This is a genomic window from Marinomonas sp. 63XJN7_9_ISO-PGPR-S23-217 (assembly GCF_056173515.1).
Genome location: NZ_CM149678.1, coordinates 2,730,202 through 2,745,424 on the forward strand (window position 1 = coordinate 2,730,202; position 15,223 = coordinate 2,745,424).

Annotated in this window: 12 protein-coding genes and 12 tRNA genes; 23 read left to right on the plus strand and 1 reads right to left on the minus strand. The window is 43.3% G+C overall.

Going from position 1 to position 15,223, the window contains the following annotated elements; all coding sequences use genetic code 11:
* Positions 1-33: 33 nt before the first annotated feature.
* The 18 genes from AC0VYI_RS12690 to AC0VYI_RS12775 all read left to right on the plus strand — a co-directional run bounded on the left by AC0VYI_RS12690 (position 34) and on the right by AC0VYI_RS12775 (position 8,868).
* Positions 34-109 (plus strand) — tRNA-Glu (locus tag AC0VYI_RS12690).
* An 88-nt stretch (positions 110-197) separates the two neighbouring features.
* Positions 198-272, plus strand: a tRNA-Gly gene (locus tag AC0VYI_RS12695).
* Between the two features lie 52 nt (positions 273-324).
* Positions 325-400, plus strand: a tRNA-Glu gene (locus AC0VYI_RS12700).
* 43 nt (positions 401-443) lie between these two features.
* Positions 444-518 (plus strand) — tRNA-Gly (locus AC0VYI_RS12705).
* A 52-nt stretch (positions 519-570) separates the two neighbouring features.
* Positions 571-646 (plus strand) — tRNA-Glu (locus AC0VYI_RS12710).
* Between the two features lie 43 nt (positions 647-689).
* Positions 690-764 (plus strand) — tRNA-Gly (locus AC0VYI_RS12715).
* A gap of 55 nt (positions 765-819) precedes the next feature.
* Positions 820-895 (plus strand) — tRNA-Glu (locus AC0VYI_RS12720).
* A gap of 88 nt (positions 896-983) precedes the next feature.
* Positions 984-1,058 (plus strand) — tRNA-Gly (locus AC0VYI_RS12725).
* Positions 1,059-1,110: 52 nt separating this feature from the next.
* Positions 1,111-1,186: transfer RNA gene (locus AC0VYI_RS12730), tRNA-Glu, on the plus strand.
* Positions 1,187-1,274: 88 nt separating this feature from the next.
* Positions 1,275-1,349, plus strand: a tRNA-Gly gene (locus tag AC0VYI_RS12735).
* Between the two features lie 52 nt (positions 1,350-1,401).
* A tRNA-Glu gene (locus tag AC0VYI_RS12740) sits at positions 1,402-1,477 on the plus strand.
* 116 nt (positions 1,478-1,593) lie between these two features.
* Positions 1,594-1,669, plus strand: a tRNA-Glu gene (locus tag AC0VYI_RS12745).
* 239 nt (positions 1,670-1,908) lie between these two features.
* The gene (gene pabC, locus AC0VYI_RS12750) at positions 1,909-2,736 is read left to right on the plus strand and encodes an aminodeoxychorismate lyase (protein ID WP_475443308.1); all 828 of its coding nucleotides are present in this window, start codon (positions 1,909-1,911) and stop codon (positions 2,734-2,736) included.
* Positions 2,723-3,790, plus strand: a complete 1,068-nt coding sequence (gene mltG / locus AC0VYI_RS12755) for an endolytic transglycosylase MltG (RefSeq protein ID WP_475443310.1) — start codon at positions 2,723-2,725, stop codon at positions 3,788-3,790. The genes pabC and mltG overlap by 14 nt, the downstream gene beginning before the upstream one ends.
* Positions 3,787-4,428 carry a dTMP kinase gene (gene tmk / locus AC0VYI_RS12760; RefSeq protein ID WP_475443312.1) on the plus strand — a complete coding sequence of 214 codons (642 nt, stop codon included), beginning with the start codon at positions 3,787-3,789 and terminating at the stop codon, positions 4,426-4,428. Before mltG ends, tmk begins: the two co-directional genes overlap by 4 nt.
* Positions 4,425-5,366, plus strand: coding sequence for a DNA polymerase III subunit delta' (gene holB, locus AC0VYI_RS12765; RefSeq protein WP_199478631.1), 942 nt, complete (start codon positions 4,425-4,427; stop codon positions 5,364-5,366). The genes tmk and holB overlap by 4 nt, the downstream gene beginning before the upstream one ends.
* Before the next feature lie 7 nt (positions 5,367-5,373).
* A complete protein-coding gene (locus tag AC0VYI_RS12770) occupies positions 5,374-6,183 on the plus strand; it encodes a TatD family hydrolase (protein WP_475443314.1) in 810 nt (269 codons plus the stop codon).
* Positions 6,184-6,393: 210 nt separating this feature from the next.
* Positions 6,394-8,868, plus strand: coding sequence for a Lon protease family protein (locus AC0VYI_RS12775; protein ID WP_475443316.1), 2,475 nt, complete (start codon positions 6,394-6,396; stop codon positions 8,866-8,868).
* Between the two features lie 87 nt (positions 8,869-8,955).
* On the opposite strand, the gene AC0VYI_RS12780 is transcribed toward AC0VYI_RS12775, so the two are convergent.
* A complete protein-coding gene (locus AC0VYI_RS12780) occupies positions 8,956-9,258 on the minus strand; it encodes a hypothetical protein (RefSeq protein WP_475443318.1) in 303 nt (100 codons plus the stop codon).
* Between the two features lie 177 nt (positions 9,259-9,435).
* Between AC0VYI_RS12780 and AC0VYI_RS12785 the strand changes: the two genes are divergently transcribed.
* The 5 genes from AC0VYI_RS12785 to AC0VYI_RS12805 all read left to right on the plus strand — a co-directional run bounded on the left by AC0VYI_RS12785 (position 9,436) and on the right by AC0VYI_RS12805 (position 15,124).
* Positions 9,436-9,867, plus strand: a complete 432-nt coding sequence (locus AC0VYI_RS12785) for a cytochrome b562 (protein WP_475443319.1) — start codon at positions 9,436-9,438, stop codon at positions 9,865-9,867.
* A 68-nt stretch (positions 9,868-9,935) separates the two neighbouring features.
* Positions 9,936-10,289 carry a hypothetical protein gene (locus AC0VYI_RS12790; protein WP_199478636.1) on the plus strand — a complete coding sequence of 118 codons (354 nt, stop codon included), beginning with the start codon at positions 9,936-9,938 and terminating at the stop codon, positions 10,287-10,289.
* Between the two features lie 99 nt (positions 10,290-10,388).
* A complete protein-coding gene (locus AC0VYI_RS12795; protein ID WP_475443322.1) occupies positions 10,389-11,453 on the plus strand; it encodes an AraC family transcriptional regulator in 1,065 nt (354 codons plus the stop codon).
* A gap of 131 nt (positions 11,454-11,584) precedes the next feature.
* Entirely contained in the window at positions 11,585-13,369 is a 1,785-nt protein-coding gene (locus AC0VYI_RS12800) for an acyl-CoA dehydrogenase (RefSeq protein ID WP_475443324.1), read from the plus strand.
* Between the two features lie 105 nt (positions 13,370-13,474).
* Positions 13,475-15,124 (plus strand): electron transfer flavoprotein-ubiquinone oxidoreductase, encoded by a 1,650-nt coding sequence (locus AC0VYI_RS12805; RefSeq protein ID WP_199478639.1) that lies wholly within the window; start codon positions 13,475-13,477, stop codon positions 15,122-15,124.
* Positions 15,125-15,223 lie beyond the last annotated feature (99 nt).

Here is a 15,223-nt window from a genome sequence, read left to right on the forward strand (position 1 = left end):
TAAAGTTTACAGTTTTCTCAAAACTGATTTTGTGTCCCGTTCGTCTAGAGGCCTAGGACACCGCCCTTTCACGGCGGTAACAGGGGTTCGAACCCCCTACGGGACGCCATTATCTATCAACTTTTGCTAAGTATTTGATAGAAGAATTTAGAGTTTGTTCACTGTGTTATGCGAATAGCAAGTAGGGCAATCATAATGCGGGAATAGCTCAGTGGTAGAGCACAACCTTGCCAAGGTTGGGGTCGCGAGTTCGAGCCTCGTTTCCCGCTCCATCTTCACTTAGATGTGAAGATATAGGTTTACAGTTTTCTCAAAACTGATTGTGTCCCGTTCGTCTAGAGGCCTAGGACACCGCCCTTTCACGGCGGTAACAGGGGTTCGAACCCCCTACGGGACGCCATTATTTAGTATATTGCCCGAATAAAGTAGGGTGGTTTTATAGGGCGGGAATAGCTCAGTGGTAGAGCACAACCTTGCCAAGGTTGGGGTCGCGAGTTCGAGCCTCGTTTCCCGCTCCATCTTCACTTAGATGTGAAGATATAGGTTTACAGTTTTCTCAAAACTGATTGTGTCCCGTTCGTCTAGAGGCCTAGGACACCGCCCTTTCACGGCGGTAACAGGGGTTCGAACCCCCTACGGGACGCCATTATTTAGTATATTGCCCGAATAAAGTAGGGTGGTTTTATAGGGCGGGAATAGCTCAGTGGTAGAGCACAACCTTGCCAAGGTTGGGGTCGCGAGTTCGAGCCTCGTTTCCCGCTCCATCTTCACTTAGATGTGAAGATCTAAAGTTTACAGTTTTCTCAAAACTGATTTTGTGTCCCGTTCGTCTAGAGGCCTAGGACACCGCCCTTTCACGGCGGTAACAGGGGTTCGAACCCCCTACGGGACGCCATTATCTATCAACTTTTGCTAAGTATTTGATAGAAGAATTTAGAGTTTGTTCACTGTGTTATGCGAATAGCAAGTAGGGCAATCATAATGCGGGAATAGCTCAGTGGTAGAGCACAACCTTGCCAAGGTTGGGGTCGCGAGTTCGAGCCTCGTTTCCCGCTCCATCTTCACTTAGATGTGAAGATATAGGTTTACAGTTTTCTCAAAACTGATTGTGTCCCGTTCGTCTAGAGGCCTAGGACACCGCCCTTTCACGGCGGTAACAGGGGTTCGAACCCCCTACGGGACGCCATTATCTATCAACTTTTGCTAAGTATTTGATAGAAGAATTTAGAGTTTGTTCACTGTGTTATGCGAATAGCAAGTAGGGCAATCATAGTGCGGGAATAGCTCAGTGGTAGAGCACAACCTTGCCAAGGTTGGGGTCGCGAGTTCGAGCCTCGTTTCCCGCTCCATCTTCACTTAGATGTGAAGATATAGGTTTACAGTTTTCTCAAAACTGATTGTGTCCCGTTCGTCTAGAGGCCTAGGACACCGCCCTTTCACGGCGGTAACAGGGGTTCGAACCCCCTACGGGACGCCATTATTATCTTCTTTGATAAGAAAGCATTGCCTTTTTATTTGTAAAGCTAAAATATCATCCTAGAGTAGGGTGGTTAGCCATTTTATTATTAAACAGTTTTCTCAAAACTGGATTATGTCCCGTTCGTCTAGAGGCCTAGGACACCGCCCTTTCACGGCGGTAACAGGGGTTCGAACCCCCTACGGGACGCCATTACCTATCAAACATAAAAAGTACACAGCAAGCTGGCAGGTAAGTTAATCACCTAGCCGTGCCATTTTTTCCTCCGCTGTCATATTTTCCCGTAAATAAACCCGTTTTATCAATATCTCTAGTTTTTATTTATGACTCTTTACGTATAAAAAGACGTAAGTAAAGAGAGGCGTGGAATCTGGGATGATGTACGTTTTTAGGCTATTATAATCACCCTTTTTATTCTGAGTCGTTTTTTCATGAAGTGGTTTGTTAATTACTATCAGGATGACATGGTATCTGCCTCAGACCGTGGGTTAGCATACGGAGATGGTGTATTTGAAACCATTAAAGCATCGCCTTACGGCTTTTATCAGTTACATGATCATTTGGCTCGCCTCACTAGAGGGCTGAAACAGCTAGGGATGCCACTTTCGGAAGAAGAGATTCAGCGTTTAAAACAGTTTCTTTTCGATGATATATTAGCGGAGACGGATGATTTCTCTGTGGTGAAAATCATGGTGACTAGAGGTGAAGGTGGGCGAGGCTATTTACCGCCAACTCCCCCTAAACATACGATTCTAGTGGGCGTAGGTAGCGCACCAGATTATACCTATGAACAACGTCATGGCGTTCACCTAGGCCTTTCTCCGATAGAGGTAAGCTGCAATCGTTATTTAAGTGGATTAAAACACCTTAATCGCTTAGAAAATGTATTAGCCAAACAGCACCTCATAGCCAAGCATTTTGAAGACATTATGCTCGACTACTCAGGTAATGTGATTGAATGCATTCAAAGCAATATTTTTTGTTTTCACAATGGTGTATTAGTGACACCATCTTTGAGCAAAGCTGGTGTGCAAGGCACTTATCGAAAGCACATCATTACGTCTCAAACCCTTTATCCAGTCAATATTTGTCCGTTATCACTCATGGCTTTGAAACAAGCCGATGAAATTTTTATTACCAACAGTTTGATGGGAATTGTTCCTGTTATTTCTCTTCAAGGTCGCTCTTTTCCTATCGGGGAAAATACCTTAAGACTTCAACAACTAATGCAGACTAGGGATGTTCATGACGTCGCTTAGATGGCTATTCAAAGCCTTTATTATAATCATTACCTTTTGTGCCATCGGGGCAGGATTTCTTTATCACGAAATCACTCAACCAATTACTCTTGCGCAGCCGCAGGTCTTTGAGGTCAGAAAAGGAGACACTTCGTTTGGCTTAGGGGAAAAACTCGCCCAGCGCGGCTGGATAAAATATCCTTTTTTAACCCGAGTGGTTGCGAAACTTCATCCTGAGTGGATCCCCAAAGTAGGGCAATATGAAATCACCAACGGCATGACGTTATTAAGTATGATGGCGTTATTTGATTCAGGAAAATCCATTGTCTATACCATCACACTGGTTGAAGGAAATACTCTGCAAGAGTATCTAAAAGCCATGGAAGCCAAGGGGAACATACAAATGACTCTTGAAGGCTTATCAAATGCCGAAATAGCCCAAAAACTGGGCATAAAAAGAAGCAACCCAGAAGGCCTGTTTTTCGCTAACACCTACCAGTATCATAACGACACAACCGATCAGCGTATTTTAGAGCGTGCTCACCATCTTCTCGAATCACGTTTAGAGGCTGAATGGGCAACAAGAGACCAGGGGTTACCTTATAAAACCCCCTATCAAGCGTTAATCATGGCATCTATGATCGAAAAAGAGACTGGTGTACCAGAGGAGCGAGGATTAATCGCTGGGGTATTTATTAACCGCCTGCACAAGCATATGCGTCTACAAACGGATCCAACGGTTATTTATGGCCTTGGCAAAGACTATAATGGCACGATTACTTACAAAGATTTGCGCTCAAAGTCACTTTATAATACCTATTTACATAAAGGCTTTCCGCCCACCCCAATAACCAATGTGGGCTTACGAGCCATTGTCGCGGCCTTGCATCCGACGAAAACAGACGACTTATACTTTGTTGCCAAAGGCGATGGTTCACATGTCTTTTCAAAGACATTGGCTGAGCACAATAAAGCGGTTGACGAATATCAAAAACAACGACGTGCAGATTATCGTTCAAGTCCGGAGCCTCAATCCGCTTCATCATCAAAAAAAGAAGGAGAAACAGTACAGTGAGAGGCAAATTTATCTCGTTAGAGGGTGGTGAGGGAAGCGGCAAATCCACCGCGATGAAGTATATTCAAAACTGGCTAGAATCACAGCACATTGATTATGTCATGACTCGTGAGCCAGGTGGGACACCATTGGCGGAAGATATTCGTAATCTCGTATTGAGTCCAAGAGAAGAAACCGTCGACGACATGGCGGAACTTTTAATGATGTTTGCCGCTCGATCTCAACATATTTCCCAGAAAATCGAACCCGCTTTAAAGCAGGGAAAATGGGTCATCAGTGATCGTTTTATCGATTCCACCTATGTGTATCAAGGCATCGCTAGAGGAGGCAATATCGTTGTACTAGATCACCTTACCCAATGGGTAGTTGGGAACTGCCAAACAGATGCAACCCTAGTACTTGATGTGCCAGTAGAAATTGGTCAACAGCGTGTACAGCAAAGAAAACACTCCGATAGACTGGATAAAGAGTCTCATCTCTTTCACGAGAAAGTACGCCAAGGCTTTTTAGAGCGAGCCCATCAGAGTCCACAGCGAATGAAGTTGATTGATGCGAGCCAACCTTTGGAGAGCGTCAAGCAGCAAATTCAACAAGAGTTAGTAGCGCTGCAGTCATCCTGGAGCAAGAGCAAGAAATGACCGAACTCGCGCCGTGGTTACAAGCTTGCCACAAGCAAGTACAACGCCTAAAGCAGACCAAAAAGCTTTCACATGCCTTGCTTATTACCGGAGCCGATGGAGTTGGTCAGGAGCATTTGGCTAAAGAACTCGTCAAAGACCTAATGTGCGAAAAAGTCGATCAAGGCGTCGCTTGTGGTCAGTGCCATTCCTGTGAACTCATGGCAGGGGAGTCGCATCCTGACTACTATCTTTTGGATGGTGAAGAAGCGACCATTAAAGTGGATCAGATCCGTCAGCTCATCAATAAAATTAATCAAAAACCTCAGGTTGGTAACCATAAAGTGGTACTGATCACTCACGCTCAGGCCATGAATATCAACGCTTCCAACGCGGTATTAAAAGCTTTAGAAGAACCTGCCGATCAAACTTACTTTTTATTGACCAGTTCTCAATCTACTAGCTTGATGCCAACCATTCGTAGCCGTTGTTTACTGGTTAATGTACCAACTCCTTCCCAAATGGAGGTCGAAAGTTGGTTACAGAGCCAACCAGATGGTGAGGCCCTTAACACTTTATTTTGGCTAACAACACAACCTTTTCGTTTACTTAGCTTGGAAAAACAACAGAAGACGGGAATCTACACCAGCTTGCCAGAAAAGGTAAAAGAGCTGATGCAGGGCACAACCACCGTCGAGGCGCTACTGACAGGGGTTAGTAATACTAATATTGTTGATTATTGCAATGGATTAGCTGCCATACTGCATCAATGCCTCTGTCATTCTGCTGGTGCCACAATCCATCCCGTATTATCTGAAGTGTACCCACAAATCATGCAGAGAATGGGGATTCAAGCTTTGATGACACGCTATCAGGCTTTACAAAGGTTAAAATCCGACCTGTCAAAAACCAACCTTAATCCGGTTATGCAACTCACACACGAATTGAACCAATGGTAACCACTTTATGCTAATTGACACACATTGCCATTTAGACAAACTAGACTTAACACCATACAACGGTGATGTAAACGGCGCGATTGATGCGGCAGCAAAGGCTGGCGTTAAGCAGCTACTTAGCATCTCTGTTAATTTAGATGACATGGATGACATTATTGGCTTTACGGATCGACAAGGAGTCTATGCCAGCTGTGGCGTGCACCCTTTGCACAAAGAAGGACTGTTGACCAGCGAAGACCGTCTGATTGATCTTGCTCAACATGATAAAATCATTGCCATTGGCGAAACAGGGTTGGATTACTTTTACGAAAAAGACAGCGCACTTCATGAAAAACAAAGGACAAGCTTTGTTCATCATTTAAAAGCCGCTGGCAAACTCGGCTTACCCGTGATTATTCATACCCGTGACGCAAAAGCCGACACAATGCAGCTAATTCGTGAACATAGCAACCCAAACAGTGCAGGTGTATTGCATTGTTTTACAGAAGATTATGCTATGGCCAAGGCTGCCGTGGATGAAAACTACCTGATTTCTATTTCCGGTATCGTGACGTTCAAAACAGCTCTGGAGCTTAAAGAAACCGTTAAGAAGCTTCCTCTTGACTCGTTAATTGTTGAAACGGATTCGCCTTACCTTGCCCCGGTCCCGCATCGTGGAAAGAAGAATGAACCACAATACGTTGCAAATGTGGCTCAATACGTTGCAGATTTAAAAGGGATTCGCTACGAAGCGCTACTTGAGGCAACGGCAGCGAATTTTCATCGGGTCTTTTCAAAAGTCGACCCAGAGCAGACCATTCTATTTGCCAATAGATAGAGATTTGATTTGATCTAATCAGCTTTATTTTAAGTACCTATTTTCGTTTACTTTTCTTCTATTTTTCTACTGAAAAATTAGGTGTAAAGCAGATAAGAATGGTAGTCTCAAATCATCACATATATTTTAAAAATTCATTATTAGAAAGATAAAATGATTCTTTCTCAGGTCAACCAAGTGTTGGCCTATTTGCTACAAGGAAGCCCATTAATGTCAAATATGGTTACCTCTCTTCCGTACCATGCACTATCAGCTAAAGTACCAGCGGATCACCTGCCATTTAAAACCTTAAACGATCTCGAGCCATTAAGTGGCATCTTAGGGCAGGAGCGTGCGGTTGAAGCGATTCAATTTGGTGTTGCAATGCAGCGCCCTGGATATAATATTTTTGCCATGGGAGATTCCGGAACAGGGCGCTCTTCCTATGTAACCAGCTATTTAAAAAGCGAAGCTAAACGCCGTACACCACCAAACGAATGGGTGTACATCAATAATTTTACAGAGAGCCATCGCCCCAAAGCCCTTGAATTCGCACCTGGCCATGCTGCTGAATTTGAAAAAGAAATTCGCTCATTAATTGATGGTCTTATGGCCACGTTTCCTGCAGCGTTTGAAAATCCCTCTTATCAGCAACAAAAAGGCGCAATTGACCGTGCCTTTAACGAGCAATACGAAGCGGCGATCAATAAAGTTGAAAGAGTGGCGGTCAAAATTGGTGTAGCCATGTTTCGTGACGCATCTTCAGTCAGTTTTGCTCCCATGAAAGAAGGCAAAGCCATTGAAGAAAACGACTTTGCAGGGCTAAGTGATGAAGAGCGAGATGATTTCCAAAATGCGGTTTCTCATTTAGAAGGGCTGCTAAATGAAGAATTATTGAGCTTACCATTGTGGAAACGAGCCTCTTATGAACAGCTACGCCAACTCAATCTTAATACTGTAAAAGAAGCACTGGATCCTCTGATGGCGGGGCTCTTCGAAAAGTATCAAGACGATGCGCCTGTACAGGAATATTTGCAGGCCATGCGCAGTGATTTAGACAAAACCATTATTGACCAACTGGCGGATGACAAGGCATCGGACAACCGTGATGAGATCGGCCGTCGTCAAATGTATGAAGAAATGTATTTGCCTAATGTCGCTGTAACACACAGTCCCAATGGTGGTATGCCGGTTATATATGAACCTCATCCGACTTACCGCAATTTGTTTGGACAAGTAGAATACAGCAGTGATCAAGGGATGTTGATCACAAGTTACCGATTGATTCGCTCAGGGAGTTTGCATGCAGCAAACGGTGGCTATTTAATTCTAGATGCCGAAAAGCTGCTTACAGATCATTATCTGTGGGAAGCCTTAAAGCGGGCCCTGAAGAGCAAAACGCTTAAAATCGAACATCCCTACGCTGATATGGGATTGATGAATACAACAACATTGTCACCGCAGGATTTGCCATTACAAGTTAAAGTCATCCTAATTGGCTCTCGGGATATTTACTACTTATTGCAAGACGCTGACCCAGATTTTCAAGAAATGTTTCGTGTGTTGGTCGACTTTGATGACACCCTCAAGCGCACTAAAGAAGCAGAGCTTTCCTTTGCGCGACTCATGAAAGATCGAATTGACAAAGAAGAATACGCCAATGTAACCCGTGATGGTGTAGCAGCCCTAATCGAATACAGTAGCCGATTAGCGGAACACCAGCGCGAGATGGCAGCAAAAATTGGCGATGTTTTTGAATTACTAGGCGAGGCGGACTTCGTTCGTGAAATGGCCCGGGATGAATTAATTACCGCCGATCATATTGCCAGAGCATTAAAGGCTAAAAAACACCGTACTGGTCGCGTCAGTGAAAAAATCATTGAAGAAATCATTGAAGGCACTGTATTGCTTGAAAGTGAAGGTACCGCCGTGGGTAAAATAAACGGCTTAACCGTCATGCAAATTGGCGACAGCCACTTTGGGGCGCCAGCTCGTATTTCGACGACAGTCCATCCGGGTGGTAAAGGCATCGTTGATATCGAACGTGAATCCAATTTGGGGCAAAATATCCACTCCAAAGGTGTATTGATTCTCTCTGGGTATCTAGGCAATAAATACGCTCAACGTTATCCGCTTGAAATATCCGCATCAATTGCCATGGAACAAAGCTATGGTTATGTGGACGGAGACAGTGCGTCGACCGCCGAACTGTGCTGTTTATTATCAGCCTTGATTCAAGTGCCTCTACGTCAAGACCTTGCAATCACCGGATCCCTAAACCAATACGGCGAAATACAAGCAATTGGCGGCGTCAACGAAAAAATTGAAGGCTTCTTTAACGTTTGTAACGCCCGTGGCTTAACAGGGACTCAAGGCGTTATTATTCCGAAGTCCAATGCCAATAACCTAATGTTAAGTGATGACATTATTGATGCGGTAAAAGAAGGGAAATTCCATGTATATGCGATTTCTACCGCCGATGAAGCACTACATTTACTGACAGGTATTGAGCCGGGTGTAGCAGATGAAGAGGGTAATTATCCTGAAGGCAGCATTTCAGCCAAAGTCATTGAGCGTTTGGAAGCCATCTCTAAATTAGGGGAAGAAGACGAAGAGGACGAAGACGACACTCAAAATGACTCGTCGAAAACGGACTCGACATCCTCAAAAAATGAGAAGAGTAAAAAAGAGCCTAAAAAGAGCTAGCCTCATTTCCTTAACTTTTTGTTTCTCCGTTTGCACATAAAAAGCCCCAGCGAGTTTTCTATCTCACAGGGGCTTTTTGTCTTTAGCTCAGTACTTGCCATTAGTACGTTTGATGAATCTAGCCACGCACTTTGTATTGACCAGTGTGAATATGGAATAGTAGAGGCCATCGGGTTTCACATAAATATAACTAGCCACTTCTTTGGTGTAGCTTGGCAAGTTCACCTTCAAAACTTCGCCTTCCTTAAATACTTTTCCACCAGTCAACTTTTCTGCCAACTTATTAGATGCTTGAATCGCATTTATATCAGAGCATTTGGGTTTCGCGATCGCAATCTGACTAATACTTGAGACAAAAAGGGTAAGCATAAAAATACGAATGAGAATCATTTTCTACCATATGATTAAATTATTACATGAAATAAATGATTATATTCTTACATATATCGATCAAATATATGAACTAATTCATTATTTATTGGTCTGTTTTACTGCATTTATGCTATTTATAGTAATAGAGTCATTAATGATTGCTCTATCTTTAATCAATTTAAAAGGATTACTGACATGTCTAAACGTTTTCTTCTTACTTCTTTAGCCGTTTTAGCTTTTACGGGTAGCTCTTTAGCTCAAGCTGGCTGTGATGGAAGTCCATTGCAAGGGTATATGCATCATATTAGAGACGAATTGCGTACGGTTGGTTCTGATATCAAATCTGGTGACAATCAAGCAGCGGCAGAAGGGGTTAATAAGATAATTACGCTATTTAAAAAATCTCGTGAAGAAACACCTTATCTGTTTATAGAAGAGAACTTACAGGGTGCCGAATTAGCCAAAAAAGAAAAGGCGTTCCAAGGAGTTATTGACGATACGATTGGCGTTTTTGAGTCGTTGGAAACGGCACTGAAAGCAAACGACATGGCTCAAGTAAAAACCCTAATGGGGAAAGTAGGCCAAGAACGCAAAATCGGGCACAGTTCTTTCAAAACGAGCTGTTAATCATCGCTTAGAATGATGACCTTTAAGGATTTGACTGCTACAATGCGCGCGAGAAAGAGAGGTTATTTATGGCTCGTACGAAAAAATCGCGCAGCATGCGTGGCAAACTTGGAAAAACTGGCTCAAAGGAGATGATGAAAGAGCAGAACAAAGCTCGCAAAGCCTCATCAACTCGCCGTTTTGTTGTTAAGAAATCCAAGGAGCGCAAAGAGCAAGCGCACAGAAAACTTGAAAGACTGGGGCTACTTCCTGAACAAGAAGCGCCGCAGCCTGCAACACGTCCACGCCGTTTTGTGTTCGTGAAGCCTCAAGAGGCAAAACAAGATGAACCAGTTAAAACCGTGAATGCATCTGGTATTAACAGTGATACTGAAGAGTTAACAGTGGATGAACTGTTATCTGCTTTCACGGAAGAAAATTAAGTTTTAAAGAAGTAAAGTTAAAAAGGCTGCTATTGCAGCCTTTTTTTATAGGTAAAATAAGCCTTACAATGAAAGTATAAAACTTGATGGAATTAGTCTATGAATTTGAAAGCATCGGTTCCGATGTCAAGCGTACGCTACCTTCTAAAAGCCGTCGATAATCAAGGAATAAATTGCGATGAACTGCTTGAATCTCTAGGCCTTTCTCGAGCTGATATTGAGCAAAACAATTACTTCCCCGCCTACCAATATGGCATGCTGTATCAAAAAATCATGTGGCTGGTTCAAGATGAATCTTTTGGTATGCTAAGTGGCGGCAAGATGCCCAATGGAGCATTTCGCATGATGTGTTTGAGCATCATTCATGCTCGCTCGCTGGCCCACGCAATGTACCGTTGTAGTGACTTTTACGACATTTGTCGTGGTCCAACAATCAAACCGATTTTGATCAAAAAAGGGCGTTTTGCCATGGTTACTTTTGCTCCAATTGAGTCAACGGAAACCGATATCACAAGTTTAGTATTAGGGGAGTCCCAAGAACAGCTTCGTATCACTCTGTCGATGTGGCATCACTTTTTCTGTTGGTTAATTGGTCGACGCCTGAACTTAAAAGCCGCCTATTTTACCTGTGAGCGCCCTAATGATTTGGAGTATTACAAGACCCTATTCCAGTCAGAAATAAAGTTCAATCAGCATGCTAATGCTCTGGTTTTTCCCTCTAGTTATTTGGATATGCCAATTGTTCAAACGGAAGATAGCCTACGAGGCTTTTTAAAAACCGCACCTTATCAGTTGCTTGTCATGGTAGACAACGATAATAGTCTAAAATCACAAGTGACGGCGATACTCGGCAAAGATTTTTCACGGGAGATGCCCAGTGCAGAAGAGGTGGCTCGCGGTCTAAACATGAGCGTCTCAACCTTACGCCGCCGACTTAATGAAGAACAGACCTCGTACCAGCATATTAAAGATGAGTGTCGTAAAGAAGCGGCCATTACCTATATGAATGCGACTCAGCTAAGTATCAATGATGTCGCAGCATTAATGGGTTTCGATGAGCCAAGCGCGTTTTTCCGTTCTTTTAAAAAATGGACAGGGATGACACCTGGGGAATACCGAAAAAGTGAGGAATTTACAAAAATGGCTAAGAGTCTGCATTGCTGATATTTAAAGAGATTAAGTCAGTAATGAACGTATTTGTCAGAGATATAGCGCTGAAATGTTATTGAGATATAGAGTATCTTTGACGATGCTATAGTGTGAAATTCGTGCTCACATAAAAACGGAGAATAAAAATGAGCGATTACAAATACCCCTATAAAGATATTTTATTCAGTTTGCACAATGTCGCTCGCCTTGAGCGTTTAACCCCTCATTTAGCTGAGCCACTTGATCAAGAACTTATCGAAGCCATTCTTAGTGAAGTGGGTAAACTATCCGAGCAAGTAATAGCCCCCTTGAATTGGAGCGGAGATCAAGAAGGCTCACGAGTAGAAAACGGTGAAGTGTTCGAACCAAAAGGCTACAAAGAAATGTACCAAGCCTACTGTGATGGCGGCTGGGGAGCATTATCGAGTGATGTGAAATATGGTGGGCAAGGTTTACCCTCAACCATTGCCACAGCGGTAAATGAGGGTATCCAAGCCGCTAATCTTGCCTTTTCACTTTGTCCTTTGTTAGCACATGGGGCCATTGAAGCCATCCAATCTCACGCCAGTGATGAACTGAAAGATACTTATATTCCCAAAATGGTCACTGGGCAGTGGGCAGGTACGATGAATTTGACAGAGCCTTCTGCAGGTTCTGATCTCGCTGCCATTTCTTGTAAAGCTTTCCCCAATAGTGCCGACTTAGCTGCAGAGACATATCTCATTAAAGGGCAAAAAATATTTATCACTTGGGGCGATCATCAAATGTCTGAAAACATCATTCATTTGGTTCTTGCTCGTCTACCTGATGCCCCTGCCGGAGTGAAAGGCATTTCCTTGTTCATTGTGCCCAAGTTTTTACTTGATGCAGAGGGAAACCCTGCAGAACGCAATGATATTAGCGTTGTTTCTGTTGAACATAAATTAGGTATTCATGCCTCCCCAACATGTGTGATGAGCTACGGCGATAAAACTGGCGCTATTGGTTATTTAGTCGGTAAGCCAAATGACGGTTTAAAAGCCATGTTCACCATGATGAATAACGCACGACAAGATGTAGGCTTACAAGGGTTAGCTATCTCTGAACGTGCATACCAACAAGCATTGCAATATGCAAAAGAGCGCAAACAAGGCATGAAGGCTGACCGATCAGGCAGAGCAGCCATTATTGAGCATCCAGATGTGCTTCGCATGTTGATGACCATGAGATCCCAAATCGATGCCATGCGTTCATTGATCTATGTTGCTGCGGTAGAAAATGATTTGTCAAACATTAGCAAGGGTGAAGAGCAACAAGCTGCCATTGCTCGAACGGCATTACTAACCCCCATTGTTAAAGGATGGATTACTGAACAAGCTCAAGAAGTGACGTCTCTGGCCATTCAAATTCATGGAGGTATGGGCTTCATTGAAGAGACTGGCGTTGCTCAGCATGCTCGTGATGCTCGTATACTTCCTATTTATGAAGGAACCAACGGCATTCAAGCCATCGACTTAATTGGCCGTAAATTATTAGGGGATAATGGTCATGCCATGGCGGCATTGTTTTCTGAAATGGAAAACGAACTAGATGGATACCTAGACTCAGAAAAACATGATAATGCAGCAAAGGTAAAAGGCTCAGTTGAGGTGGCTAAACAAGCCACAGAGAAATGCTTATCCGCCATGAAAGATAACCCTGTGCTAGGAACTGGGTTAGCTTATTCTTACATGATGATGATGGGGTATGTAATAGGTGGATGGTTACAGGTTCGAGCCCAGCAAGTGAGCACAACTGACGAATCACTCGGCGATCAACAAGTGAATTCTTGGCAACAATCTGCTGACTTTTATTGTGATCATATTTTGCCCAGAGCGGGTTATTACGCAAAAACCATTGAGCATGGACAAAAGTCTGTACAAATCTTAAATGAAGACAGTTTTATTCGATAATGAAAAAAACAGGCAGTGAATCAATAAGTTTGCATCGTCGCGGAAGGTAAGTTTTGCTATTCTAGCGACATTATTAAAGCATGACTGCCTGTTTTAGGAGGCTGTATGACAGACAGAGAAATGATGGAATTTGATGTAGTAATCGTTGGAGGTGGTCCAGCAGGTTTAACGACCGCCTGTCGATTAATGCAACAAGCTCAGGAAAAAAACCAAGAGATAAGCGTTTGTCTTGTGGAAAAAGGATCTGAAATTGGCGCTCATATTCTATCTGGTGCGGTAGTGGATCCCAAAGCACTCACGGAGCTTTTTCCTAATTGGAAAGAAATGGGAGCGCCTTTATTAAGCGAAGTTAATCAGGATGAATTGTATTGGCTCGGTTCAGAAACTGACAGTAGAAAATTCAGCTCTTGGATGATACCTAAAACTCTTCACAACCAAGGCAATTATGTTATTAGCTTAGGCAATCTTTGCCGTTGGTTAGCGGAACAAGCAGAATCTCTTGGCGTCGAAATCTTCCCAGGGTTTTCTGCTGCGGCGCTATCTTATGATGAAGAAGGCAACGTCGAAGGCGTCATTACAGGTGATATGGGCGTTGCTGCCGATGGTTCCCAAAAATCTGGCTACATGCCTGGCATGATTTTAAAAGCCAAATATACGATTTTCTCGGAAGGCTGCCGTGGCCATCTTGGTAAAGAATTAATTGAACGCTATCAGCTTGATAAGGGGAAAGCGCCTCAGCACTATGCCTTGGGTATAAAAGAGCTTTGGGATGTGCCAGCAGAGCAAAGCTCCCCAGGGTTAGTCGTACATACAGCGGGCTGGCCATTAGGTAAAGAAGCGGGCGGTGGCGGTTTCTTATACCATCTTGAGAATAATCAAGTGTCCGTTGGTTTAATTGTCGATTTGAATTATAAGAACCCTTTTTTAAGTCCATACGAAGAGTTTCAAAGATATAAGCATCATCCACTGATTGCTAAGCATCTAAAGGGAGCCAAACGTGTTGCTTATGGTGCTAGAGCCATTGTGAAGGGAGGATGGGCCTCTTTACCAAGCATGAGCTTCCCTGGAGGCTTATTAATCGGTTGCGATGCTGGGACATTGAATCCAGCGAAAATAAAGGGAACTCATACCGCCATGAAAAGCGGCATGATTGCCGCTGAGCTATTGTTCAAAGCACTGCAATCAGAACAGCCAGAAAAAGAGTTAAGCCAATATAATGATGAAGTTAAAGCGTCGTGGCTGGGTAAAGAACTAGAGCAAGCGCGCAACTTCGTTCCTGCTATGCATAAATTTGGGACCTTCTTAGGTGGTGCCTACAACTGGTTGGATCAAAGTATTTTTTCCGGAAGCTTACCCTTTACCTTCAAGGATATGACACCGGATTACGCTTGTACGGAATTAGCCAGCAAACACCAGCCCATTTCGTACCCTAAGCCCGATGGCAAATTAAGCTTCGATAAATTGTCTTCCGTGTTTCTCTCCAACACAAATCATGAAGAAAATCAGCTTTGTCATTTGCAACTGAAAGATGCCGATGTGCCGATTAAAGAGAACCTACCGAAATACAGTGAGCCCGCTCAGCGATATTGTCCTGCTGGGGTTTACGAAGTGGTTCAACAAGGTGAGGAATCGATTTTTCAGATTAATGCTCAGAACTGCATACATTGCAAAACCTGTGATATTAAAGATCCATCACAGAATATTCGTTGGGTCACACCAGAAGGTTCTGGTGGACCAAATTATCCAAATATGTGATGCATTTATTAAAAAAACATCACAAAATGATGAAACTGCATACAGATCACTATTTGTGATCTGTATGTTCATAATCGTTGCTGGATTTCATCATTAACC

What these genes read in the sequence shown, in the direction of transcription:
- pabC (WP_475443308.1), top strand. Translation starts at nt 1,909, where the DNA reads ATGAAGTGGTTTGTTAATTACTATCAGGATGACATGGTATCTGCCTCA.
- mltG (WP_475443310.1), top strand. Translation starts at nt 2,723, where the DNA reads ATGACGTCGCTTAGATGGCTATTCAAAGCCTTTATTATAATCATTACC.
- holB (WP_199478631.1), top strand. Translation starts at nt 4,425, where the DNA reads ATGACCGAACTCGCGCCGTGGTTACAAGCTTGCCACAAGCAAGTACAA.
- AC0VYI_RS12770 (WP_475443314.1), top strand. Translation starts at nt 5,374, where the DNA reads ATGCTAATTGACACACATTGCCATTTAGACAAACTAGACTTAACACCA.
- AC0VYI_RS12775 (WP_475443316.1), top strand. Translation starts at nt 6,394, where the DNA reads ATGTCAAATATGGTTACCTCTCTTCCGTACCATGCACTATCAGCTAAA.
- AC0VYI_RS12780 (WP_475443318.1), bottom strand. Translation starts at nt 9,258, where the DNA reads ATGATTCTCATTCGTATTTTTATGCTTACCCTTTTTGTCTCAAGTATT.
- AC0VYI_RS12785 (WP_475443319.1), top strand. Translation starts at nt 9,436, where the DNA reads ATGTCTAAACGTTTTCTTCTTACTTCTTTAGCCGTTTTAGCTTTTACG.
- AC0VYI_RS12790 (WP_199478636.1), top strand. Translation starts at nt 9,936, where the DNA reads ATGGCTCGTACGAAAAAATCGCGCAGCATGCGTGGCAAACTTGGAAAA.
- AC0VYI_RS12795 (WP_475443322.1), top strand. Translation starts at nt 10,389, where the DNA reads ATGAATTTGAAAGCATCGGTTCCGATGTCAAGCGTACGCTACCTTCTA.
- AC0VYI_RS12800 (WP_475443324.1), top strand. Translation starts at nt 11,585, where the DNA reads ATGAGCGATTACAAATACCCCTATAAAGATATTTTATTCAGTTTGCAC.
- AC0VYI_RS12805 (WP_199478639.1), top strand. Translation starts at nt 13,475, where the DNA reads ATGACAGACAGAGAAATGATGGAATTTGATGTAGTAATCGTTGGAGGT.